The sequence below is a fragment of the Fibrobacter sp. UWR4 genome, assembly GCF_003149045.1.
Lineage (GTDB): Bacteria > Fibrobacterota > Fibrobacteria > Fibrobacterales > Fibrobacteraceae > Fibrobacter.
This window is the reverse complement of the sequence record NZ_QGDU01000024.1, coordinates 1-24,715: the sequence shown is the minus strand read 5'-3', so window position 1 is coordinate 24,715 and position 24,715 is coordinate 1. Positions and strand designations below refer to the sequence as shown.

The 24,715-nt window shown below is 49.7% G+C and carries 13 protein-coding genes; 1 reads left to right on the top strand and 12 read right to left on the bottom strand.

The features are described 5' to 3' along the window. Positions 1-92 precede the first annotated feature (92 nt). The 5 genes from BGX12_RS10645 to BGX12_RS10625 all read right to left on the bottom strand — a co-directional run bounded on the left by BGX12_RS10645 (position 93) and on the right by BGX12_RS10625 (position 6,145). On the bottom strand, positions 93-833 hold the full coding sequence (locus BGX12_RS10645; protein WP_109736040.1) for a ThiF family adenylyltransferase: 741 nt from the start codon (positions 831-833) through the stop codon (positions 93-95). 70 nt (positions 834-903) lie between these two features. Further along, positions 904-1,284 carry a 30S ribosomal protein S9 gene (gene rpsI / locus BGX12_RS10640; protein ID WP_199220764.1) on the bottom strand — a complete coding sequence of 127 codons (381 nt, stop codon included), beginning with the start codon at positions 1,282-1,284 and terminating at the stop codon, positions 904-906. A 45-nt stretch (positions 1,285-1,329) separates the two neighbouring features. Then, on the bottom strand, positions 1,330-1,758 hold the full coding sequence (rplM, locus tag BGX12_RS10635; RefSeq protein ID WP_109736039.1) for a 50S ribosomal protein L13: 429 nt from the start codon (positions 1,756-1,758) through the stop codon (positions 1,330-1,332). Between the two features lie 471 nt (positions 1,759-2,229). Continuing rightward, a complete protein-coding gene (locus BGX12_RS10630; RefSeq protein ID WP_109736038.1) occupies positions 2,230-4,077 on the bottom strand; it encodes a cellulase family glycosylhydrolase in 1,848 nt (615 codons plus the stop codon). A 163-nt stretch (positions 4,078-4,240) separates the two neighbouring features. Continuing rightward, positions 4,241-6,145 (bottom strand): endo-1,4-beta-xylanase, encoded by a 1,905-nt coding sequence (locus tag BGX12_RS10625; RefSeq protein ID WP_233246362.1) that lies wholly within the window; start codon positions 6,143-6,145, stop codon positions 4,241-4,243. 353 nt (positions 6,146-6,498) lie between these two features. Between BGX12_RS10625 and BGX12_RS10620 the strand changes: the two genes are divergently transcribed. After that, positions 6,499-8,013, top strand: a complete 1,515-nt coding sequence (locus BGX12_RS10620; RefSeq protein ID WP_109736036.1) for a PHB depolymerase family esterase — start codon at positions 6,499-6,501, stop codon at positions 8,011-8,013. 381 nt (positions 8,014-8,394) lie between these two features. Here the strand turns inward: BGX12_RS10620 and BGX12_RS10615 are convergent, their stop codons facing one another. The 7 genes from BGX12_RS10615 to BGX12_RS10585 all read right to left on the bottom strand — a co-directional run bounded on the left by BGX12_RS10615 (position 8,395) and on the right by BGX12_RS10585 (position 24,205). Beyond that, on the bottom strand, positions 8,395-11,394 hold the full coding sequence (locus BGX12_RS10615) for a glycoside hydrolase N-terminal domain-containing protein (RefSeq protein ID WP_109736035.1): 3,000 nt from the start codon (positions 11,392-11,394) through the stop codon (positions 8,395-8,397). 248 nt (positions 11,395-11,642) lie between these two features. Next, positions 11,643-15,566: a glycoside hydrolase family 2 TIM barrel-domain containing protein gene (locus tag BGX12_RS10610; RefSeq protein ID WP_158278225.1), complete on the bottom strand. Its 3,924-nt coding sequence runs from the start codon at positions 15,564-15,566 to the stop codon at positions 11,643-11,645. Positions 15,567-15,761: 195 nt separating this feature from the next. Next, positions 15,762-17,906: a family 43 glycosylhydrolase gene (locus BGX12_RS10605; RefSeq protein ID WP_109736034.1), complete on the bottom strand. Its 2,145-nt coding sequence runs from the start codon at positions 17,904-17,906 to the stop codon at positions 15,762-15,764. A 163-nt stretch (positions 17,907-18,069) separates the two neighbouring features. After that, entirely contained in the window at positions 18,070-19,635 is a 1,566-nt protein-coding gene (locus BGX12_RS10600) for a hypothetical protein (protein ID WP_146196318.1), read from the bottom strand. After that, positions 19,632-20,462, bottom strand: coding sequence for a TIGR02147 family protein (locus tag BGX12_RS10595; RefSeq protein WP_109736032.1), 831 nt, complete (start codon positions 20,460-20,462; stop codon positions 19,632-19,634). The genes BGX12_RS10600 and BGX12_RS10595 overlap by 4 nt, the downstream gene beginning before the upstream one ends. A gap of 232 nt (positions 20,463-20,694) precedes the next feature. Then, positions 20,695-23,337 carry a carbohydrate-binding protein gene (locus tag BGX12_RS10590; RefSeq protein WP_109736031.1) on the bottom strand — a complete coding sequence of 881 codons (2,643 nt, stop codon included), beginning with the start codon at positions 23,335-23,337 and terminating at the stop codon, positions 20,695-20,697. A gap of 166 nt (positions 23,338-23,503) precedes the next feature. Continuing rightward, the gene (locus tag BGX12_RS10585; RefSeq protein WP_109736030.1) at positions 23,504-24,205 is read right to left on the bottom strand and encodes a hypothetical protein; all 702 of its coding nucleotides are present in this window, start codon (positions 24,203-24,205) and stop codon (positions 23,504-23,506) included. Positions 24,206-24,715 lie beyond the last annotated feature (510 nt).

Sequence of the window (24,715 nt, the reverse complement as noted above, 5' to 3'; positions counted from 1 at the left end):
TGGCACAAATTTAGAAAAAAGAAGAATCTTTGAAAGGGTCCAATGCACCTAACGAAGGGAAATTAGGGGTATTTTTCGCGGAAATTTTACCCCTAACGGCAAATATCCTGCATAACAAGTCCTGCGATGGTAAAACCGAAAATGGCAACAGCGTGAGCCATGGTGCCGTTGTAGGCCACCTTATGGAACTCCGCCGGGGCGCCGTCGTTTTCGGGAATGCCACCGAGGTTTTTCAGCAGTTCCTCGCTATAGACACACTTGATTTTCTTGGCGGGTTTCAATTGCCACTTCTTGAACTTGTCCCGAAGGGCACGGGCCAGCGGGCAGCCTTTGACATCCCAGAATTCCGCCACATGGATCTTGGTGGGATCCATCTTGAGGGCAGCCCCCATGGAGGAAAACACCTTGGCCTTCGTGCGGGAAGCGTTCATCAACAGATGCATCTTGCAATCCAGGCTATCAATGGCGTCGATGATGTAGTCGTAATCTTCCAGATGGAAACTCTCGCCGGTCGCTTCGCTGTAGAGTTCCGCCCGAGCCTCGATTTGTGCGTCGGGGTTGATTTCCAGCAGACGGTCACGAAGCACATTGACTTTTACCTGCCCCACCGTCCTGGTGGTAGCCATCAGTTGGCGATTTACATTGGTGACATTTACGTCGTCTGAATCCACCATCGTCAAGTGATGGATTCCGGAACGGATCAGGCTTTCGGCACACCAGCTACCGACACCGCCCACACCAAAGATAATCACCCGCTTCTGGGTGATGGCATCCATCGTCTCGTTACCCACAAGACGGATGGTGCGATTGAAGATTTCGGTATTTAACGCCATATATCCAATGATAGAAAAAAGAAAAGCCCCCGCAGACGCGAGGACTTTCCTTTGAAAATCGAATGATCGATTAGCGCTTGGAGAACTGGAAGTTCTTACGAGCCTTCTTGCGGCCGAACTTCTTACGTTCAACGGCACGTGCGTCACGAGTCATCAAGCCTTCCTTCTTCAGAGCCGGCTTAACTTCAGCGTCGTTAGCAACGAGTGCGCGTGCAATGCCAAGACGGACAGCGCCCATCTGGCCGGCGATGCCACCGCCACGAGCGGTAACTTCGACGTCCCATTCTTCTGCGTTGCCGAGGATGGCGAACGGAAGGTTGGCGATCATGTTCTGCACTTCAGAGTGGAAGTAATCCTTAAAATCACGACCATTGATAGTGCGCTTGCCGGAACCCGGCTTCAGGATCACAGCAGCAATAGCGTTCTTGCGGCGGCCAGTGCCACGGTAGATCTTCTTATTCTTTGCGGTAGCGATAGAGGTATCCTCCGTTCTAAATTACAAGTCTACGACTTCGGGATTCTGTGCTGCGTGCGGATGTTCTGCACCGGCATAGATTTTGAGTTTCTTGATCATCTTGTGACCGAGAGCGCTGTGCGGGAGCATGCCCCAGATAGCAGCTTCAAGCGGTGCGGTCGGGTGCTTAGCAAGAAGGTCTGCGAAGTTGATCCAGCGTTCACCAGAGATCATACCGGTGTGGTGGAAGTATTCCTTCTTCAGCATCTTGTTGCCAGTAACTGCAACCTTTTCTGCATTGATCACAACCACGAAGTCACCAGTGTCGACATTCGGGGAGAAGATGGCCTTGTTCTTGCCCATGAGGATACGAGCAACTTCAGTTGCAACGCGACCCATCGGCTTGTTAGCGGCGTCCACAAGCTTCCACTTGCGTTCGACCTTGCTCGGGTTTACCGTAATAGTCTTCATGTAAATCCTTTGATAAGTTATTCCGGGGCGACTTGCCCCGTGAAATTGCTGGGCTAAATTTAGAAGAAAAATACAAGGGAAGCAAGGGTAAAAAAGTTCGTTTTTTATAAAAAGTCCGTAGTTTACGGGTTTTTGATTCCGTCAATTCATATAATCATAACAATTATAATAGCTTTTTTATCAAATTAAAGCGTCAAAACACTAAGCGGTCAACGCAAACAATTTCTGCACGACCTGGGGCTGCATGACATAAAAAAGGGACCCGCAGCGTACGCCACGGGGCCCTTTGTTTGGTGTTTTGGATTAGGATTTCTATTACATCCTTAAAGATATTTCCGATTGGATTATTGTTACCTGGCATAAACAAAGTTTCTATGGACAAAATATCCATACCGCCCCAACCAAAAGAAAAGCCCTCGGACCAACCATCCGAGGGCTATTTATTTCGAGAGAGAATGCGTTACAGAGGAATTACTTCACATTACGTACAGCCTGCATCTTGCCGGTAGTACGATTGCGCAGGAAGAACACACCCTGATTCTTGACACGGCGATCCCCCTTAACGCTTTCAACAGCCTGACCAAAGCTATAGGCGCTCATACGGCCCATAAAATTGCCATGCATATCATACACGTCGTAGTCCACCATACCCTGGGCTCCCATACCGACATTCATGCCGATTGCAAGGGGACTGTCCTTTTCGATGGGTTCCGGATCTTTTTCGCCCTTGGGAACGAAGGTCATGTAGTCTATATCGAACCAGGCGCCAGTGACGGTCAAGCGGAGGATGTGCTTGCCAGCTGCGAGGTTCACATCAGCGTTGACCTTGTTGTAATCACTGTAGTTTTCTTCACCCGAGGAGGCCTTCGGAACGGAAATAGCTTCCGTCACGTCCTTGCCATCGATAGAAAGTTTGAAGCTAGAGGTACTGTTCGCAGAGGCTACAGCAGCATACATGGTGTAAGTGCCAGTTTCCTTCACATCAACAGTATATTCGTACCAGTTGCCTTCATCGTTGTAGCCAATGACCACACCGGTCGCATTCTTGTAAAGGTTGACGCTTTCTTCCTTACGGTAGTCGGAATCACCGTTACCCGCATTCGCAACGCTGTAGGACTTATTTTCCAGGCCGATACCCGGAACGTCAAAGTTTTCGGCTTCGATCTTGCCAGGGATTTCCCACGCGACACCACCGAACGGTTCCTGCGGGACAGGTTCTAGCGGTGTAAAGTCCGCCGTATTCTGACCCTTGGAAAGATTCTGGGCAAAATACTGCTTAAGCCAGGTCATGGCCGCACGATCCTGCCCGGCTTCGGTCATAATACCCGTATTCTGGCGCCAGGTAGAGCCGTTGATATAGCCCCAGATGGTGATACCCGCGATCCAGGGCGTTTCCCACATGAAAGGAATCTGGTTGGCAAAGTCATTTTTCTGGGCCTGATCGTCCGCATTGCCAATGTCATATTCCGTAATGAACAGAGGAAGTCCCGTTTCGTTATGGATTTTCGTCATCTTGGTCTCAAAGTCAGACTTGCTCATGCCACCACAGTCGTGAGCCTGCTGGCCATAGGCATCCACCGGGGCGCCATTCTTGATAATCGTCTGGACCAGCTCAATACCTTCGTTCATCTGCCAGGAAAGGGTATTGTAGTCGTTGTAGATGAGGACCGCTTTCGGCCAACGTTCACGAGCCATCTTGAAAGCCGTGGTAATAAAGTCGTACTGATGCTTGCCATTGACAACTCGGTCACCGCCAAGAGCGTCAATAATATAGGATCCACCGCACTTTACATCATCGGTACTTACACCTTCTGCTCCCTGGGCAGGAGCAAGGTAGCCAGAATGGTAGTTTCCGCCTGAATAGATAGCTTCATTTACCACATCGATGTATTCAAGATCCGGGAACTTGGCTGCAACCGCATCAAACCATTCCGTTATGTACTGCTTGGTCTTTTCTACTGTAATCCCCGGGTTTTCGCCCTTGCAGAGAAACCGCGGGTACTGGGAGCCCCATACCAGGGCATGGAACTTGAAGTGGCGCTGACCGGGCTTTTCCTTAGCCCAGGTATATGCACTATAGCACTTATCGTAATTATCCCAGGCAAACTGGCTTTTTCCGTTGTTATCGAGAGAATGGATAGATCCCCACTTACAGCCGTTTTCGGGGGTTATCTGGTTCCAGTACTGGCTGAAATCAGAACGAATCTCGCCTTTAGTGGTAATATTGCCCACAAACTTGGCGCCGCCATCGGCAAAAGCCGCATAAGAAACAGAGGCCGCAGCAAGTCCTGCAGCAGCAAGCGTTACAAACTTCTTCATACACACGTCCTTTTTATGGTAATCCCATACCACTTCCGTAAAGTACTCTCGGAAAAGCTTTTTTTTGAAAAAAAACGGCTATTGGGCCATCCAAAACGGAATAACCCCCGGACTAATCCGGGGGTTATTCCTCATATTCGAGAGAGTTTTTGGCTAGATCGGATTACTTCACGATGCGGAAGCTCTTCATCATGCCAGTGCTACGGTTACGGACGAAGTAGGAGCCCTTTGCGAACTTGCGATTGCCGTTCTTGACGGTGCTGATAGCTTCGTTGAAGTTGTAGGCGCCCATGCGGCCCATGAACATACCCTGAGCAGTGAACACGTCGTATTCTGCGAACTTGTCGACATCCATGTTCAGGTTCTGAGCGATAGCGTCACCACCTTCGATAGAAGAGGAGGATGCAGGAGCCGGATCACCAGCAGCGCTAGAAGTCGGAGCGGGATCAGCGGATGCAGAAGACTTGGGAATCGGATTCGGGTCAGCATCGCCCTTCTTCACGATATTGAAGTAGTCGATATCGCACCAGTCGCCAGTGATTTCCAGACGGAGGATCTGCTTGCCCTTGGTGAGGTTCACGTCAAATGCAACCTTGTTGTAGTCGTTGTAGTTTTCTTCACCGGAAGCTGCCTGGGGAACTGCGATTTCTTCGGAGATAGCCTTGCCACCAACAGACATCTTAAAGCTGGAAGTGTTGTTAGCGGAAGCAACTGCAGCATAAACGGTGTAGGTACCAGTTTCAGCAACGTCGATGGTATATTCGTACCAGTTACCAGCGTTGTTATAACCGATGACAACACCAGAACCGCTCTTGTACAGATTGACGCCTTCGCCCTTACGGTAGTCGGAGTTGCCCTGACCGGAGGTTGCTACACTATAGGAAGCATTGGTAGAGCCATCTTCGTTGCGGCCCTTACCCGGAACGTCAAAGTCTTCAGCTTCGATCTTGCCAGGGACAGCAATGGGCTGGCCCTTGAACGGAGTCTGCGGTTCCGGATCAACAACGGTGCCACCGGCGAGGCCAGTAGTATTTTCGCCCTTGTTGCTCTTCAGGTAGGACTTCAGCCAGGTCATAGCTGCACGGTCAGTGACTCTTCCGCCACTTTCCTTAATGATACCGGAGTTACCGTTAGTGGTCCAGGTTGCACCATAGAGGTAGCCCCAAATGGTGATACCTGCGATGTACGGAGCTTCCATGAAGAAGGAAATCTGTTCCTGGTAGCACTGCTTCTGAATGTTATCGTCATCGGTAGCGATGTCGTATTCAGTGATGAACAGAGGAATACCGACCTTGTCGTGAATTTCCTTGATGGTGCTCTTAAGAGTGTTGATGTTCAAGCAGACGCCACCGCCACCGGTACCGCCAGCGCCACCGCCCTGGCTCATCATGTCGTGAGCCTGCTGACCGTAGGCGTCCACCGGAGCGCCATTCTTAAGAATGGTCTGGACCAGCTGAATACCTTCGTTCTTCTGCCACTGGACAGTGTTATAGTCGTTATAGATCAAGATTGCATCCGGCCAACGTTCACGGGCCATCTTGAAAGCGGTAGTCACGAAGTTATAGTCACCATTGTTATCGCCACCAAGTGCGCCAATGATGTTGTTGTTCTTGCCGTAGCCAGAGTGGTACTGGCCCTGACCGGTACGGATAGCTTCGTTCACCACGTCGATCATTTCCAGATCGGGGAAATTCTTCTTAACAGCGTCGAACCACTGGGTAATAGCAGTCTTGGTATCGTTAACACTCATGCCATTCAACCAGTTCGGATACTGGGAACCCCAAACCAGAGCGTGGAACTTGAAGTGACCGCCGTTCTGCTTTGCCCAGTTATAGGCAGCCTTACAGCCGTTAAAATTATAATTGCCGCGAGAGCCTTCAATAGAAGCCCACTTACATTCGTTTTCTGCGGTAATCTGGTTCCAGTACTGACCGAAGTCAGAACGTACCTGGCCGCGAGTAGTAATGTTACCCACGAACTTGGCTGCACCATCGGCGAGACCCGGGCCAGCGAAAGACGGCACTGCACATGCAGTAGCAAGAGCGAGTGCTGCGAGAGACTTTTTCATAATCCACATCCTTTTTTATGTTTTATTGGATTGTTTTTCCAACCATTTTCAAATCTATTTCGCCCAAGTCGGAATATCTCAAGTTCAAATGCAAGTTCCATGGACAAAATGTCCATAAGAAGTACAACACGATGTGAAATATGCCGTTTTTCGTTAAAATTCGCCATTTTTAAAACAGCACGTTTTTGGATATTTTTACAACACGCAAACTTGTAAAGAAAATCTTGTTAGCATTTTGCTAACGGTAACTTCATTTTCTGTACGTCCAGATATTCCAACTTGGAATTACTTTTTGCATTGTGTGTTTGGTATTGAACGGGTTTGGATCAACCGCAACAAAAGGAGTGTTTGCTATGAAATTATCCCGCATCATGGGAATGGCTGGCGGAATCGCCATGTTTTCCTCAATGGCATTTGGCTGGAGCCTATCCGGGCAGGTCGTCTCGGAAGACGGTCTTGGAATTCCCGGAGTAGCCATTAATTCATTCAATTATGCAGGTTTGGCAGCAGAATCGGACGCAAATGGCGTTTTTTCCATCTCTAACGAAACCGACGCCATTTTCGGCATCGCCCCCAAATCCGGGCTTTCCGTCCAAAAGCAGGGAAACTTACTGAACATTGTTAACCAGAGCGGCAAGGAAATCAGGGCTACTCTGATGGATGCCCTTGGCAAAATCACCTTCCAGGACAACTTCAGCTCCCCGAACGCCACTATTGACTTACAGAAACTTGGCAACCAGAAAATGATGATTCTGCGAGTTTCCGTCCAAAACGCAAGCGAAAACTACGTGATTACCAAGCAGGGCGTCGCAAAGAACGCTCTCTTAAAAGAGGGCGACCCCATGGCAACGCTGCAGTTTTCCAAGGACGGATACGCCAACACCGTCTACACCATGGCAAGGGATGTGGAAACCAACGTGAAAATCACCATGAGGAAATCCAGCCCCAATCCGTTTATTCCTTTCCAGTCCAGCTCAAGCACCAAGCCTGTTTCCAGCTCCAGCAAGCCCCAGGTGGCATCAAGCTCCAGTGCAACACCCGTCCAGTCCAGTTCCAGCAAGATTCCTGAATCCATCAGCTGCATCGGGAAAACTTACCAGGCCGGAGACCACAGGATGAGTGTGAATGTGGACGGCAAGAGCCGTACTTTCATTATGCACGTCCCCAGCCAGTACAAGGGCGACAAGGCTGTACCTCTGGTTGTTGACTATCACCCCATTGGAGGTTCCGGCCAGGGACAGCTCAGCGGCACCACCTACAAGAACTTGACCGACCAGGAAGGCGTCATTTCTCTGTACCCCGATGGTACTGGCGGAAAGTCCATGATGGGCGCCGGCTGGAATGTGGGTCCCTGCTGCTCCAACGACGATGACGTGAAATTCTCCCGAGAAATGATTAAACAGGTGGAAGAAAAAGTCTGTATTGACACCAAGCGCGTTTATGCAACTGGATTTTCCATGGGCGGCGGCATGAGCAACCACGTAGCCTGCTACATGTCCGACATCTACGCGGCAGTGGCACCTGCCGCAATGGACTTGAATAGAACTAACAGCGCCACCTGCAATCCGGAACGTCCCATTTCCATCATCATGTTCCGCGGCACAGCCGACAACGTTTGCCGTTACCAGGGTGGTGACAGTGGTTTCAATGACGGTTTGAACTTCCTGGGTGCCGAAGGCAACTTCAAGTTCTGGGCAGAAAAGAACGGTTGTACCGGCAGCCCCACAACCAATTCCAATGGTTGCCAGGAATACTCCAACTGCAAGGACGGCACCAAGGTCGTTCTCTGCACCAAGCAGGGTGGCGGCCATGAACAGGGCGACGGCAAGGTCGGTTGGCCTTTCCTGAAGTCCTTCACCATGCCGTAAGAATTATCATTCTCTCCTAACAAAAAAAGGTCTCCGCCAAAAGCGGGGACTCTTTTGCATAACACTAAGGTTCACTAGTGACAAAACGCCATGGCTATCCCCAGCTGCAATACGCCATGGCTATCCCCGACACTAGTACCAATCGCTCTCTTTTTTCAATTTGATACTAGCTTTTAGTACCGATTTTGTCTTGTCACTAGTACGAACAGCTATTTTTCCAAAATTCGTACTAGTTTTTAAGGAAAATTCGTCCAATTACAGTCAAAATCATAGTATGAATTTGACATTACATACATTTTAGTACTAGTCGTCCCTCTACTATACAGCAAACGCTAGTACTAATATCCTCCTTTCTGAGGTTTAGTACTAGCGTCCGACAGATTAATAGGCTGAGACACGAAGCGTTTTCTGGAAGGAACCGCTCTTGACGATGGCGATGTAGTTACCCTGAGGAAGAAGACTTGATGCGCCGAATTCCACCAGAGAGATAGTACCGCCGAGGCCGCGGGAGATGGCCACCTGGCGGCCATCCATATCCAGAAGCCGAACCGTAAAGCTTTCGCCGGCGGGGGCCTTGACCATCAGGGCAATGCTTGCGCGGGACATGGGCATGCGGGAAACTTCCAGAGAGTTGACGCTTTGGCTGGCAACGGAAATGCCGTCGGAAGCAACTGGATCCAGGGAGAAGTTGTCCACATTCATAAGGAACCCTGTTCCATTGAAAGTGAAGCGCAGGGTTTGCTCGCCTGCAGGAAGTTCCAGTTCAGTTTCCTCTTCGTACCAGTCATTCCAGCCCTTGGTCTTTGCGGGATCCACCGTGATAGTGCCAAGGGTCTTTCCTGCTTCATTGGCAACAGTAATAGTGCTCTTTTCCTCGGAGCCGGAAGCTACGCGGACCTTCAGGTTGTAGCGGCCAGCGGAAGGAGCCTTCACGAAGTATTCGGACCAGTCGCCGTCTTCAATCCAGCCGATGTTAGGTTCGCCAGATTCATCCGGTTCAATGACCACGCCATCCATCGCCACGTAATCTTCCGCTTCAATCTTTGCGGGAAGAGCTACAGCTTCGAAAGGTTCATTGGTCAGCTTCAAGTTACCATCGAATTCGTACTTGCCGCCAGCCATGGTAGTGGTGCTTGCGATGTTGCCGTTGTATTCAATGGTCAAGTTATCCTTATTGGTGGAGCTCAAGCCAAGATAAGTCAGCTTGCCGTTATTCCATGCAAGGGAATCCACAGTCACGCCACCGCGAGCCTTAAGGCCAGCAATGCTACCGCTAGACCACTTGGAAGGAAGCGCAGGCAAAACACGGATCTTGCCGCCCTGGCTCTGGATGAACATTTCGTTAATGCCAGAGACTGCACCGAAGTTACCATCAATCTGGAACGGCGGATGAGCATCAAAAAGGTTATTGTAGGTACGATCCGGAGTCAGCAGGTTACGAACCAGCTTGTAAGCATGATCGCCATCCTGGAGACGGGCCCACAGGTTAATCTTCCAGGCCAGAGACCAACCGGTAGCATTATCACCACGCTGAGTCAAAGTGGTCTTTGCGGCTTCCGCTTCATCCTTGGTGCCGTCTACAGAAATCTGTGCACTGGGAAAAAGCCCATAGAGGTGAGACACATGACGGTGATCGCTGCGAGGATCGTCCCAGTCTTCAAACCATTCCATGAGCTGGCCATACTTACCAATCTGATTAGGCGGCAGGCGCTTTACAGCAGATTCAAAATCAGCGCGAAGATCTTCGTCTACGCCCAGAATCTTGGAAGCTTCAATCGCATTATTGAAGGCATCACGAGCAATCTGGATATCCATGGTGGGACCAAAGCAGACGTTGTAGCCTCCATGAGTATTTTCCGGAGAATCACTGGGAGCGGTAACCAGGTACTTGTGGCCGCTCTTGGGTTCTTCCACCATAGTGGTGAGGTAGAATTCAGCGGCGCCCTTCATGGTTTCGTAAGCATCCTTTAGGAACTGCTTATCACCGGTGTAAAGGTAATGTTCCCACAGGTGGGTGCTGAGCCAGCCTGCGCCAGAGGGCCAGACACCCCAGGAGCCATCCACAGGTCCTGTACGGTTCCAGAGGTCGGTGTTATGATGGACAACCCAGCCACGGTCGGTGCCCCAAATTTCCTTGGCGCTCTTGGAACCCTGAGTTACCAAAGCCTTGATCTTGTCAAACAGAGGAACTCCGCATTCCTGGAGGTTGGCGGATTCCACCATCCAGTAGTTCATTTCCAAGTTAATGTTGGTGGTGTACTTGGAACCCCAGGAAGGATTCATTTCATTATTCCAGATACCCTGAAGGTTGGCGGGCTGGCCGCCCTTACGGGAGCAGGAAATCATGAGGTAGCGACCGAACTGATAATACAATTCCACGAAGGAGGGGTCGTCAGTAGTGTTAAATGCCTTGACGCGGCTGGAGGTAATGTCGCCAGCATTGGAGGCTGCGGATCCCAGGTTCAGGCGAACACGGTTATACAGTTCCTGATAGTCCTTCAGGTGGGCAGACTTCAGCTGGTCATAAGTTTTTTTGCTGGCTGCGTCAACTGCGGCAGCGGCGCGTTCGCCCGGATTGGCCGTAACATTATTGAAGGACACAAAGTTGGTACCTGTATTCAAGATGATGTAGGCGGAGTTTGCCCCTTCCACCTTGACGGAACCATTGCCAGCGGAAACCTTACCGCCATCGGCCTTGATTACAAAGCGGGACTGGAACTTGATGGAATTGATGGTCGCATCCAAAGTGAGGCCATCGGAGCCCACATTCTTTATACTCTTGTTGGTGTGGGGGCACGTGAAGGAGGCGTCAAAATTGACCTTGCCATTTGCGTCTGCAGAAATGCGAACCACAATCACATTGTCCGGATAGCTGGCAAAATATTCGCGGGTGTACTTGACTCCGCCAGAAGTATAGGTGGTCTTGGCTGTTGCTGTTTCAAGATCCAGTTCACGGCGGTAATCTGTACCGGTGTGACCGAAATTCAAAATCAAATCGCCAACGGGCTGGAACTTTGCAATATCGTAGGTGGAGAAGCTGCCGGTCATATCTTCGGCAGTCTTGTAGTCCCCAGAGAACAGGGCATTACGAATCTGGCCCAGCTTGCTCGCGGAACCGCTCTTGTTGTTGCTGCCGGGGCCGCTATTCCAGACGGTACCTTCGTTCAGGTTGATGACGTCCTTGCTGACGCCGCCATAGACCATGCCGCCCATATAGCCGTTACCAATAGGCAATGCGTTGGTAAACGTGGTGCCGGCATCACTATTGTACCAAAGTACATGGGATGTTTCGGGAGCTGCAGAAACAGACTCCACAAACATGGGAGCAGAAAGAGCGGCAAAGCTCATTCCCAAACCGAACATCATGTTTTTGAGAATCATACAAAACCTCTTTTTTTAACCCAACTTTATAGTTGTAAAAATACCCAAGGCTGTTTTGAATTACAACATCGTGAAAAAAACATTCGTGGACAGTTTATCAAAGCAATCAATGAACAACAAAACAGCCGATGCTGAGTTTCCTCAGCATGACATTAAGCGGCAAGACATGGCTAGGCATGAAAAAACACCGCGGGATAATCCCGAGGTGTTCTTATTTGGGTGTGGAATTTTTTGATTACTGTTCGAAATTATCTCGTAACTTTCATCACCTGCTTCACAGCACCATTGGCACTGCGGATGATGTAAGCGCCAGGCTGCATGCCCATATCCTGCAGTTGTTCGCGGACCTGGTTCAGGTCAACAGCGTTCACCTTGGTAAGCATACGCCCCTTGGCAGAGAATACGTAGAAGTCCTGGGATTCACCCACGTCCAGTTCCATACGATTCTGGGCAATCGGCAAGCTTTCTTCGGTAATGCCAAAACGGATCCAGTCAATATTTGCATAGGCCCCAGTCAATTCGACCTTGAGCACATGCTTACCGGCCGTGACGTTACCAATCTTTCCATCGACTGTTCCATAGGTATCCCAGTCTTCACCCTTGGGGACCTTTACCGTATCTGTAACAGCCTTTCCATCTAGGTAGAGCTTGAAGCCGCTGCCTTCAAGACCGCTCGCCACGTTTGCACGGAACAGATAATTACCAGTTTCCTTTACGTCAACAGTGAATTCAAGCCATTCACCAGCCTGTGTGTAACCGATGGCATAACCTTCGCAGTCCTTGTTGTCTGTACCGCCCAGGCAAACCACATCTACACCGTCTTCGCGATAGACGCCACCTTCATTTTCCATATCGGCATCGTGGAAACTCAGGCCTTCACCGCCCTTGTCGTAGTTTTCCATTTCGATGGTACCCGGGAAAGTATTGTCGGCAAAAGCTTCCTGCTTGACTTCACCGTATTCAATGGAGGGATACTTGGCATCCACAAGGCTGGTTTCCAAGTTGGGGAAACCGATGTTTGCAAGTTCGTTTGGATCTTCCATCAGGCCACGTACCGGAGTAATGCGGAACTTGTGCTTGAAGGTGTTCTTTGCAAACAGTCTGTACTTGTCCAGAGGCTTTGCACCCCAGCTGTTGATGCCACCAAGGCCCATCTGCTGCAGGTCTACACGGAGGGTAATGTCCTTGTCACGCTTCAAATCCCAAGGTAGCTTCACGTCGGTCAGCTGTTCCGGAGTGTAATGCAATGTGTTGAATTCCATACGGGGAGAGCCAACAACCATAAGGCCCTTGCCCTGTGCGTTGGTCATCATCATCCACTTCACATCGCTACGCTGGCCAGTTTCACCCACTTCCATGTAGGGAACAAAGAAATCGTCTACGTTAGCCTTGTAAATGCCTGCATAGCTACCTTCACGACGACCCACGTAGTTTTCGCTGGGGCCGCGGCCATACCACTGGACCTTTTCAAAGCCGCCAGGAATAGTGAAGAGGGTACCCACATTGGGAATTGCAGGCTGTGCTGCATCCGGGGTAAAGGTGTAATCCACCAGGATATCGCCAGAACCGTAAACGGTGTAGCTAAGCTTCATGGTAGAGTAGCCAGCGGAAATTCCCAAGTCAAAGTCGAAGCGAGTTTCGTTATCGGAAACCTTGGTGACCTTGGAGCTATTCACCTTGCGAGTGCTACCGGCCTTGCGCCAGACACCGCTTTCCTTTTCCATATTGTAGCCCTTATCGTTATCGGTAGGAGCACGCCAGAAGTTGGGAACACCACCTGCGGAAATCAATTCCAGGCCGTTCAACTTGTAGTTTTCAATAGTTGCATTTGCCGTATTGATGGTAACGGAGAAATCGTCACCTTCCACGACAGCCTTGCCATTGCCTTCGGAAACCTTATGCTTAGGCAAGCTGGAGAAATCAACCTGAGGAACTTTGTCTTGACCCAGCTGCACCATGAACTGTTCGTGGGCAATGCTAAAGCCAACGTCGGCCCAATCCTGCTTGTTCTTCAACTGGAAATCAATATCCAGATAGTATTCGGAGCCAGCCTTGAGAGTGGGCTTCTTGAGATCGATGGTAATTTCCTTTTTAGACAAAGGAGCAACATCAAGCTGAGTGCTAGAAAGAGTGCCCTTGGCCACTTCCTTGCCATCTTCCTTCAGGGTCCAAACTGCAGTGGCGTAGTCCTTCAGGTTCACGAAGTCAAAACGGTTCTCGATTTCCACAGCGCCCTTTGCGGCACCCTTGTCGCGAACAACTACGTTACGGTACTGGTGCTTGACTTCCCACATTTCGGGCTGCAAGGTACGATCCGGAAGAACCAGGCCGTTGGCGCAGAAGTTATCGTCGTTAGGCTGATCGCCCCAGAGGCCGCCGAAATTAAAGTACTTGGTACCGTTGCGGCGCAAGCCCTGGTCGATAAAGTCCCAAATGAAACCACCGAAAACGCGGGGGTTGCTGTAGAACGCGTCTACATATTCCTTAAGTTCACCCACGGAGTTACCCATGGCGTGTTCGTATTCGCAAAGCATCCAGGGCTTGTTATTGTTGTTGTAGGTGGCGGCAGTCCAGTCGCTACAATACATGCAGCTCTGAACGTCGGCATTGTTGTTGTCGCCTTCGTAATGCACCGGGCGAGACGGGTCTGCCTGATGGGCATATTCACGCATGGAGGCAAAAACGTCACCGTATCCGGCCTCGTTACCCAAGGACCAAATGATAATGGAGGCATGGTTCTTGTCGCGCTGAATCATGGAGCTGATACGTTCCAAGGAAGCGGGGCGCCAGTTGTCATCGCTCTTGGGAACCTTATCGTTTGCACCGTGAGTTTCCAAGTTCGTTTCATCAAGAACGTAAATACCATACTTATCGCAAAGATCGTACATGTACGGGTCATTGGGATAATGGGAAGTACGCAAGGCATTGATGTTAAACTGTTTCATAAGGAACACGTCTCGTTCCATCAATTCGCGACTAATGGTATGGCCGTAATCCGGATCGATTTCATGACGGTCCACACCGCGCAAAATCACAGGCTTGCCGTTCACCAGGAACTGGGTAATGCCCTGGGCGTTCTTCTTCAATTCCACCTTCTTAAAGCCAATGCGGTTACTTTCAACCTGAACAGTCTTTCCAGAAGCGTCCTTCAAGGTAAGCACGAAGGTATAGAGGTTCGGAGTTTCAGAAGCCCACAGCTTAACGCCAGAAACGACCTTGCTAAAGGTGACCTTTTCTTCCTTGCCTGCGGCAATGGAAACAGATGCCTTGTCAGTCACCACGGCAGCGCCAGAAGCATCGTACACACCCATCTCCAGAGTATAGGTGCCAGAAGCTGCGGAACTAGTATTCCTTATCCAAATGCTAGGATCCAAGGTACCGTCGGTGTAGTTGCTTGCCAAGGAAGCGTTAACCTGGAAATCCTGAATATGAATCTTGGGAGTGGCGTAGATGTACACGTCACGCTGGATACCAGACAAACGAATAAAGTCCTGGTCTTCCATCCAGGAGCCATCGCACCAGCGGAACACCTGCACGGAGATGTTGTTTTCGCCACTGCGAAGCTTGTCAGTAATATCAAATTCGTGGTCGGTAAAGGAGTTTTCGCTATAGCCAACGAACTTGCCGTTCACCCAAACATAGTAAGCGGATTCCACGCCTTCGAAGTGCAGGCGAATGCGCTTGCCATCCCAATTCTTGGGCACGGTAAAGTTACGGCGGTAATGACCCACCGGGTTAAACTTTGTGGGAGCTGCAGGAGGATTAATCCAGTCGTTCTTGTTCCACGGATAAATCACGTTACTGTAAATGGGATGGTCGTAGCCATAAATCTGCCAGTTCCCAGGAACCGGAATTTCATCCCACTTGGAAACGTCGTAATTGTCGGCAAAGAAGTCGTTGTTACGCTGAGCCGGGGCATCCACATGGAAGAACTTCCAGGTGCCAGACAGACTCTGGTACCATTCAGAAGCTCGACGATCCATCTTCAAGGCTTCTTCAAGCGTATTGTACGGCATGCTGGTCACGTGAGGAGAAAGCACGTTAATGCCAAAAGTCTTAGGATTTCCGTTCCACTCGTTAAAATTCTGAGCGGACGCTGCGGACGGAGAAAGCATCATTGCAGCAAAGGCCGGGCCTAAAACCGCATTCAAAACCAAACTACTCTTTTTCATAGTTTCCTCGTTATTACCAAACCATTAAGAAAGATACCCCTTTTATCCACCCTAAAACACATTTTTTAATAAAGTCTTATGGACAGTTTATCCAAATATATCCACCATGGATAAGCAAGTGATAGAGTCTATCCTCAAAAAAGCGCCCCCACTTTCGCAGGGACGCTTTCCACTCATTTAAGATAAAGTATTCTTTTATTTTAAGTTCACCAGCTGAGACTTCTTGCTGGTAACCCCACGGACCATGTATACACCCTTGACAAAACCAGCCTGCATCATGGCCGCAGAAATCGGCATACCGTTGCTACGTACAATTCCAAGCTTTTTGCCCTGCATATCAAACACATGGTAAGTTGCGTTCATATCGAAAACGCCCTTAACCTTGGCAATCGCAAGTTCTTCACCAGGTTCAGTGTTAGAACCGATGGGAGCTTTATCTTCGGCATCCTTACCGCTCTCGAAGTTGAAATAGTCTACGTCAAACCAGTCAGCGGTTGCGGTAAAGCGAAGGATATGCTTACCAGCAGGGAGTGTAACGTTAGCCTGAACCTTGCTATAGTCGTCAAAATTCTGTTCGGCACCTTCTTCCTTCTTGGCAGCAGGAACTTCAATGTCAGAGGTAATATCATCTCCATCCAGGGAAAGCTTGAATTTGGAGCCTCCATCAGATGCAACTGCGGCAAACATGGTGTAATCACCCTTTTCTGCAACATCTATGGTGTATTCCAGCCATTCACCTTCCTGAATGTAACCTACAACTACGCGGTCGCCAGACTTCTTGTAAAGATCAACTGCAGGCGCGTCGTCCTTACGCATGTCGCCATCGCCATGATTTTCAGCATCCTTGTCGCTGAAAGACTGATTTCCGCGGCCCTTGCCCGGCTTATCGAATTCTTCAGCCTGAATAATGCCAGGAATTGCGAAAGCCTTGCCATTGAACGGTTCCTGGGGAACAGCCTGTGCGGTGCTTTCCATATACCAGTAGTCAAACTTGAAGTTACCGGATTTAAATACGAAATACAGGTCAGCAACGCCATCAGCGCCTGTTACAGGGAAAGAATTTTCCTGCCAATCGGAACTTGCAGGAACGTCGATGGTAGACATCAGCGGGCCTGTTGCAGAACCGGAATGTAGTTCAATCTTACCGGAACCGCCCTTAGTGCAAACCACGATATTGTCGGCACCATCGCTCATATCCACAGAACGAACCTTAGTCCAGGAACCAGCATTCATGTTGGTAAGGAATACAGTCTTGCCTTCAGCATCCACATTCTTGATAATGGTGTAGCCACCAGCCTTATCCACAGTAATGCCTTCGACCCAGGCCTTAGTTTCGGCTTCTACGCGGGTATACGGATCCAGATTCTTGATAGGCTTGGTAACGCCTTCGTCTGTCATGCGGATGGTGGGAATGGTACCATCGGCACCCCAGGTAAATTCTTCTACAGCAGAAGTACGGGAATAGCCGCCTGCGCTGGGAACGCGACGCTGGTTATGATAGAAGAAGAAGCTGCGGCCCTTGAAATCCACAATACCGGAATGAACCGTAAATGCAGAACCCGGTTCGGCACTGGGCATAATCACACCCTTGTATTCCCACGGTCCGGTGGGAGAATCACTCCAGGAGTAGTCAATGGATTCCGGAATGCCGCCGGCGGCGTAAATCATGTAATACTTGTTGCCGCGCTTGTGAATCCACGGACCTTCGGTATACTTGCCGTTAAAGGAAGCCATGTCGGTGACCTTTTCCTTACCGTCACATTCGATCATGTTGTCCTTGAGAGGGCAATAGTAAAGCTTGGGGTTACCCCAGTAGAGGTAAGCCTGGCCGTCATCGTCAATCCATACGGTGGGATCGATGTAGTCCCAGTTGGGACCAGCCAAATGCTTGCCATTCAAGGCGTCCTTAAAGGGGCCTTCCTTGTAATCGGAAACAGCCACGTTAATGGCGCGGCCACCGCGGGTAGATTCCACGGTTACGTAGTAGTAATACTTGTAAACACCTTCCGCATTTTTACGACGGATAACCTGGGCGGCCCAGTCGCTATTCTTCTTAGCGCTACCGTTAAAGTCGCCAGCTTCAAGGATCAGGGTGTTCATGTCGGTCCAGTTCACCATATCGGTAGTACAGGAAACACGCCAACCGTGCATGGTAAAGAAGGAACCGCCTTCGTCATTACCGGAATAGGAGCAAAGGGTATCACCAAAAACAACCGGAGCCGGGTCCGGGGAATAATAAGTTTGGATAAATGGATTATCAGCCATGGCGGAGGGCACCAAACCAAAGCCAAACAGACCAAATGCAGCCGGGGCAATCCACTTCTTGAAGTTCTTTTTCATACAAAACCAACCCTTTTACAAGTTACAAGATGAAAAATATGTTTCAAAGGAGCCTTTTTCACTAGTCTAAAAAGAAATCCCATTGACAAGTTGTCAATGGGATAAATGATAAAATCGCTAAAATTAAGCTAAAACAGCGAATCGCTAGTATAGGAAATAAAAATCAGTTGACCATATCGGGCACAATCCATTGGCCGTAGGGTTCTATACGTTCCAGACTTTCGGGATCATTACAGTTCCAGAGCGGGCTTTCGAAAACCTGGCGTCGGACCGTCTTTCCCGAAACATCCCAGTCGGGATTGCCCTTCACGAGGAATGCGGAATAATAGACCGCCTCGTCGGCGGGGCAGTCACCAGACTTCACCACATCCGTCACAAGAATTTCGTCCAGCCCGATGGACCTCAGGACATGTCCCTTGGCACCCACATCCTTCAGGACAACCATAAAGTAGGTTCCGGAGTTTTCGTCATCCGTCAGCTTTTTTACCATACGGGGATTATTCAATACCTCGGGGAAGAACTTCCCTACCAGCGTATCGTTCAGCGGATACATTCCTTCCGTTCTATAACCTATACTTGCATCCCCTTCCAGCAAGGTATTATAAGCAAAGCCATCTCCGGAGTTTAATTCGGGATAATTTTTCAGGTAAATCATGGTGTCGGTGACAATCTCCCATACCGCAAACTGCTTCCTATAGGCGTCATAAGTCCGTTTCACATTCAGTCGCCAGTCGTTGTAGATGGCGTTCTCCACCGGATCAGACTTGTTTCCCCCTTCCAGACCGCTCAGGTCCATAGGATCCCCATTCAGGTAAAAACATTCCGTATAGCTATAGGACTGTCCATTTTCATCTACACCACCGCGCCCCATGCAACTGCCGGGCGTATGGTCGGGATCATCCTTGGGAGCATACCACAAGGAATCTTTCTTACAGAAGTCAATCAGTTCCTGTTCGTAGTTGTCAATGTAGGACTGGGTTGTGGCACCTTCCGGCAGGAAGAAGGCGCAGGACACGATAGGCTTGCCATTGCGGCAACCGTCACCAAAATCCTTGAACAGGCCATTTTGTTTTTTGCAATCGTCCTTGAAGTTCTGCAAAAATTCCGCACAGCTGTAATCAAGGCCCCAGAATCCGCTGGTAGCAACCATGTCTGTACCCACCGACTTGATGACGACCGTATCGCCCTCTTCTACCGTATAGCGGGCAGATTCAATGCTAGTCAAATGATCATAACGGAATCCATTCATATAACGGGGATTCTTCTGGAATTCGCGAGTGGAAAATACGGCAGACCCGCTGGAATCACTTTCCACAAAGCATTCGCGAAGATAATCTTCACTCCTGTATCGATACTGGCTACGGCCACCACCCCAACCGCCAAAAGGAGCGAGAATTTTATCCGTGACATAGACATATTGGGGATCCGGTTCTATCCACATGTCGTCATCGGAATTCACCGGGCCACCAGAACTATTTTCTACGTAAGTCGGTTTTTGGCCCTTGAATATGTCGAAGCTCTTTTCCAGAATAGCAACCTGTTCATCCGTCAGCGTAGAATCGCCCGCTACCGCGTTGGGTTCATTGGTGGAACCACTCAATTCCGGGTCAGTGGAACTGGAATCAGAGCAGGCGATGAGCCCGGCGGCGCTCAATGCAGCAGCACAAGACAGCGCTACTTTACTAAACTGCGCACCCCTTTTGAAGTTCGCAAAGTTCAACATTTTCATTTTTCTTCCTCCTTTGTAACGTCCTTCGTCAAAGGGAACATCTGTAAATTCACGCGGTACACCTGAGTGTAGCTTTCTTCTTCGGCGGCAATGGCCACCAGTTTCTGGCGGAAAGCATCCATCTCTTGAGCGATGCGTTCGTAAGTCTTCGGCGAAATACCCAAGGTGACGCCTGCCATAAAGCGCTCCGTCACAGGGCGGTCATCAATGGCTTCGGTAGCAAGCTTTGACATCTGGCGGTGCATGGAACGGAGCGCCAGCGGGATTGCCTCGGCAGAGCCCGTTACCGACTTCTCCGTCTGAACGTACGCCTCCCCCTCTTTCTTGAGAAGTCCCGCAGACACCATGAAATCCAGAGAATGACGGACCTCGGCGGCACTGACCACAGGGTAGCACATGCGGGCAATTTCCAGAGGTTTTGCCCCAGGCATAAGCGGAGCCAACTCGCGCAAAACCGGATTCACCCAGGATTCAAAATAATGGTAGGCGTCGGCATCGATGACCCGCATCCGATTTTCCTTGGCGATGTCCTGCATCCGTTCAAAGGCAGCCTTCTTTTTCGCCTCCGTCTTCGCATCCTCAAAATCCACCATGGCGGTAAAGTATTCCACCTGAAAACCTTCCAGCCCCATGGCGCGGGACACACTCTCCACCCCCGCCTTGCTGAGGCGGCTCTTGCCCTCGCAAACCACCTTCATGTAGTTAGGCGAAGAAAATCCAGCAATCTTCGAAAATTCACGCCAGGAAAAGGCGGAACAGCGCTTGCGCTCCTCGTAAAAATCCTGCATATACTTTCGATAGCTATGGTATTCGACAATTTCCTTCATGCCTATAATTTAGGTTTTGCTTTCAATGCTCGCAATAGATTTTATACTACAAAATTAACGAATTTAAAGAAAAATAAACAAGTATTTAGATAAACATCAAAAAATTTAATTTTTATACTACAATTCGTAGCATATAGAAAAATCCCGAAGTTTTAAAAACCTCGGGATGATTTCGCCATTTTCTTGAAAGTCCAGCCGATGCTGACCTTCGTCAGCATGACATTCCGGATTATTACTTCACGTTCATTCTGAAGGCGGAACCGTTGGGCGTCTTCACCATGTAAATACCGGCGTCCATAACGCGGCTGCGAACCATGTCGCGGGCCTCGCGGGCGGATGTGGCATTCACATAGCCCATCAGGCGGCCTTGGGAGTTGTAGATCCTGTAGGCGCCCACATTGGAAACATCCAGATTCAGGTTGTAACTTCCACGAATTCCGTCGGGATCAGGAGTATCCAATTCCGCTTCGGTGAGCGCAAACTGAATCCAGTCCAGATTGCCATAAGCGCCCGTCATCATGACGCGAAGAACATGTTCTCCCTTGGCCAATTTCTCGGTCTTGCCATTGATTTCGGTATAGGTGTCCCAGTCTTCGCCCTTGGGGATAGAGATGGTATCGCTTACAGCCTTGCCATCCAGGAACAGCTGGAATCCTGCAACATCCAAACCGCTAGCCACGTTGGCACGGAAGACGTATTCGCTTTCGAGAATCACATTGACGGTGTATTCCATCCATTCGCCGGCATCGGTATAGCCCACGGCATAACCCTTGCAATCTTCCGTAGCGGCAGAATCAGCACAGTCAAGGCCAACTACGTCCACACCGTCTTCGCGGTAGGCGCCGCCCTGGTTTGCAGCATCCTTATCGCTGTAAGAAACTGCCTGACCGCCTTCGTCGTAGTCTTCAAACTGCAGGCGACCGGGAATGCTATGAACCACATCGTTGAAAGGAGCCTGAGGGACAATATTGGAGAAATCTGCCACAGGAATTTCCTTGATACTACGAATGTACTGGAAATCCTTCTCGATGCCAGCATTGTTTACCACATCGGCGTTGTAGTAATCGTTGGTCTGCTGAAGAGTATTTTGTCCAGCCTGGTTCTGGCCCACACCTGCGGGAGAATTCTTGAACACGTTTTCCTTCACGGTAAAGCCGCTGGAGCCTTCGTCCAGATAGATGGGCACGTTCCAGTAGTCAGCCCACTTGGAAGTCCCATTGTCGTGAATGTAGTTGTGCTGGATTTCACTGCCCGTGCCCTGGTTGGACAAGGTGTAGATCGGACCGGAATCGCACAGCAAGCGGGCGATGTGGTGGATGTTATTCCAGTTAATGTGATTGTTGGTCATGGCAGTTTCTTTCTTGGTCCAGCCAAAGCCAACAGAAATTCCAGAGTAGTAGGTGTAGGAAACTTCGTTATGTTCAATCACCACATAGCGGGGATAGCCTGCACCAATACCTACTGCCCCCTGATGCTCGTTGGTCACGTTTGTCACCAGGTTATTCTTGATGGTATCGCGAGTACTGATCTCGTCCTTGTCAGAGGGGTTGTAACCTTCATGAATTTCGCTGAGGGAGTCGGGAGCGAACTTGCCCAGCATAATGCCTGCGGCACCCACTTCAAAGAAGGCGTTGCCCTGAATCAAGTCGTCGTTTGTTCCGCTAACAAAGTCAAGGCCGGTAGCCGCAATCTGGGAGAAGACGCAACCCTGCACCAAAAAGTGATGGGCATTTTCTACACGGAAGGCGGCATCGGGGCGCCACAGCAAATACTTGTTACTGTTCAGCTTTTCCCAGTTTCCGCGACCCGGATCCGGCAAGACATCCACGTTGAAGTTGGCGGCCTGCAGATCCAGGAAGCCCTCTTCGCTGGGGCGAGTGTAATTGGAGTGGGCGAAGTACAGGCCCTCGAAAGCCATATAGCCCACCTTGGTCTTGGTATCCTTACCAAGAACGTTAAACAGCGTGTTCACGCGGGGAGCCACCACATTGGCTGTACCCATGTTTTCGCCCTTGCGGGCCTTATAGTAAAGCACATGTTCCTTTTCGTCCAGGTACCATTCCCCTTCCGCATCAATGAGGTCATAGGAATTTTCCAGATAGAAGGCCTGCTGCTTGGGCGGATTGCTCATGAAGGCGGTGCCCAGCATGGGGTAAGCACGATGGAACAGCTTGGTTCGTTCAGGATCCTTGGGAATAAGCTTTGCGGTGCCGCCGTTCACCTGGGCCTTTTCAAGACGCAGGATATTTTCGGACCAGGCGATCATCAAGTGAATTTCAACATCCTCGATGTTCTTGATATTCTTGATGTAATCCGCAGACACATCGAAAGCGCGACCCGTAGAGTCCACCTTGGTAAGGCGCACAAAATCATGGTCAAAACCGCCGACGCCCTTGTCGTTTGCCGCAATCACGTTGGGGAAACAAGCGCGAACAGCCTTCTGGTTGTTCACATAAAGCTGACGGAAACGGCCCTCAACACCTTCGGCCTTCCAGATGTTATTGGCCTCGTCGTGAAGGGTCCAGCCCGTAATGGGCATGCCGCCGGTAATCAGCGGGTGTTCCCCTTCTGCAGCTTTGTAGCGAACGTAATGACCATTCTGGCCACCGTCACGTTCGTCAAAGTTAATGGTATTGGTTACCTGGTAGGTGCCTTCGCGAAGAATCACCTCGATGTCGCCGGTCATGGAACCGTTAATGGCGCGGACAGCCTTCTGGGCCGCACCAATAGTCTTAAAGGGAGCATCCTTGGTACCCTTGGCAGCATCGCTACCATCGGGAGCCACATAGAATGTTGCCTGGGTTGCGGCCTGTGCAGCGCCCAAACCAAAGGCAGCACAAAGCACAGCCTTACTAGCCAAACTCTTCAAAACCATATTTCCTCGCTTTTTTGCCCACACCAAAGGCATCCTTTATAAGCCTAAAGATATCTTTACAAGCAAGAAAATGAAATGGCGTAAAAAAACATCCCATGGACAAGTTGTCAATGGGACGAAGGGAAAAAACGGGGATTTTTAGTCGAAAAAGGGAGATTTAGCGAAATCAATTGGATTCCAGTTTCAATACTTGCTGGAACATTTGCGGCGCCTTTTCACGGATTTCCACTTCCAGAGAATCAATATCTGTTTTCTTGGCACTGAAGCTAGACATGAGCTTCCCGGTTCTTGTATCGTACAGTTCCACGGTAATCGTTAGACTCGTTCCGAACGTATTTACGCGGGCCTGCACCACATAATTAGCAGCAATGTTTCGGCCCGTCTCAACCAGGCAGGAACCTTCACAATCTTCGATATTCTTATCCGGCGGAAGCATTGCCTGAATATTTTCCCGAGTCATGATGGTATAGTTCAGACTAGGATCAAGAACCTTCACGGCTTCTTCGCGGAGTACATCCGTAAGGAACTGATTTTCATTCGCCTGGATCACGCCATCAGAAATAGTTTCCACCACCGCTACGTATACAGGGTTTTCCAAACGCTTGGGAGTTTGAACATCCGACTGACCAACTTCCGTCGGTATTGCAGCAGCATTCGGATCGGACAGCGGACCTGCAGCAGGTTCAACAGCCGCCGACTTCCTTTCCTTTGCTGCAGGCGTCCCGATGGGAGATGCCGTGAACGCATCCGACCGAGCACGATTTCCTTCCGGATCAAAACCTCTTGACGCCGCAGGGGAATTGCCTACAAGACCACAGCCAGTGAGGGATAGCGCAATCAGGAAAGAAATGAGAATCGGTTTTAACATGTAAGAGAATATAGATAAAAACCTGCGGAAAAAACTTTCCGCAGGTAATATCGTCTATACCGAAAGAGGCTATTCTTTTGCCCCTCTTCTTAGCAATCGTCCAATTTTTATTAAAGACGATGGTAGTATCAGCATAAGGTATACCAAAAATATTAGAAATATAAACTTCGTCATTACGCAACGTCTTGACGTATTTTTCGATATTATACCGCCCATTAATTCTCACTATCAACATCCACTGCCATATATAATAAACTCAAAAATTGTATACAACATAAATAATACATTTTACATACAAAGAAAAAAAGAGGAAGCCATCCACAAAAAAATTGTGTATATTTGCATCCCGTGGCATCTTTTTTGTAATGTCACGATTAACATAAACTGGGAGTTAAAATGAGGACATTGAAAAATGGAGGCATCATCAACATGTGTGGAAGCATTTAGGCAGCCTTGCTAGATGATTCTCTCGATTCCGATTCCCATTCGTAGGCTATCTTTACATCTACA

Coding starts and splice junctions, on each gene's coding strand:
- BGX12_RS10610 (WP_158278225.1), bottom strand. CDS start 15,566: ATGAAAAAGAGTAGTTTGGTTTTGAATGCGGTTTTAGGCCCGGCCTTT.
- BGX12_RS10590 (WP_109736031.1), bottom strand. CDS start 23,337: ATGGTTTTGAAGAGTTTGGCTAGTAAGGCTGTGCTTTGTGCTGCCTTT.
- BGX12_RS10630 (WP_109736038.1), bottom strand. CDS start 4,077: ATGAAGAAGTTTGTAACGCTTGCTGCTGCAGGACTTGCTGCGGCCTCT.
- rplM (WP_109736039.1), bottom strand. CDS start 1,758: ATGAAGACTATTACGGTAAACCCGAGCAAGGTCGAACGCAAGTGGAAG.
- BGX12_RS10605 (WP_109736034.1), bottom strand. CDS start 17,906: ATGAAAAAGAACTTCAAGAAGTGGATTGCCCCGGCTGCATTTGGTCTG.
- BGX12_RS10645 (WP_109736040.1), bottom strand. CDS start 833: ATGGCGTTAAATACCGAAATCTTCAATCGCACCATCCGTCTTGTGGGT.
- BGX12_RS10595 (WP_109736032.1), bottom strand. CDS start 20,462: ATGAAGGAAATTGTCGAATACCATAGCTATCGAAAGTATATGCAGGAT.
- BGX12_RS10625 (WP_233246362.1), bottom strand. CDS start 6,145: ATGAAAAAGTCTCTCGCAGCACTCGCTCTTGCTACTGCATGTGCAGTG.
- BGX12_RS10600 (WP_146196318.1), bottom strand. CDS start 19,635: ATGAAAATGTTGAACTTTGCGAACTTCAAAAGGGGTGCGCAGTTTAGT.
- BGX12_RS10615 (WP_109736035.1), bottom strand. CDS start 11,394: ATGATTCTCAAAAACATGATGTTCGGTTTGGGAATGAGCTTTGCCGCT.
- BGX12_RS10585 (WP_109736030.1), bottom strand. CDS start 24,205: ATGTTAAAACCGATTCTCATTTCTTTCCTGATTGCGCTATCCCTCACT.
- BGX12_RS10620 (WP_109736036.1), top strand. CDS start 6,499: ATGAAATTATCCCGCATCATGGGAATGGCTGGCGGAATCGCCATGTTT.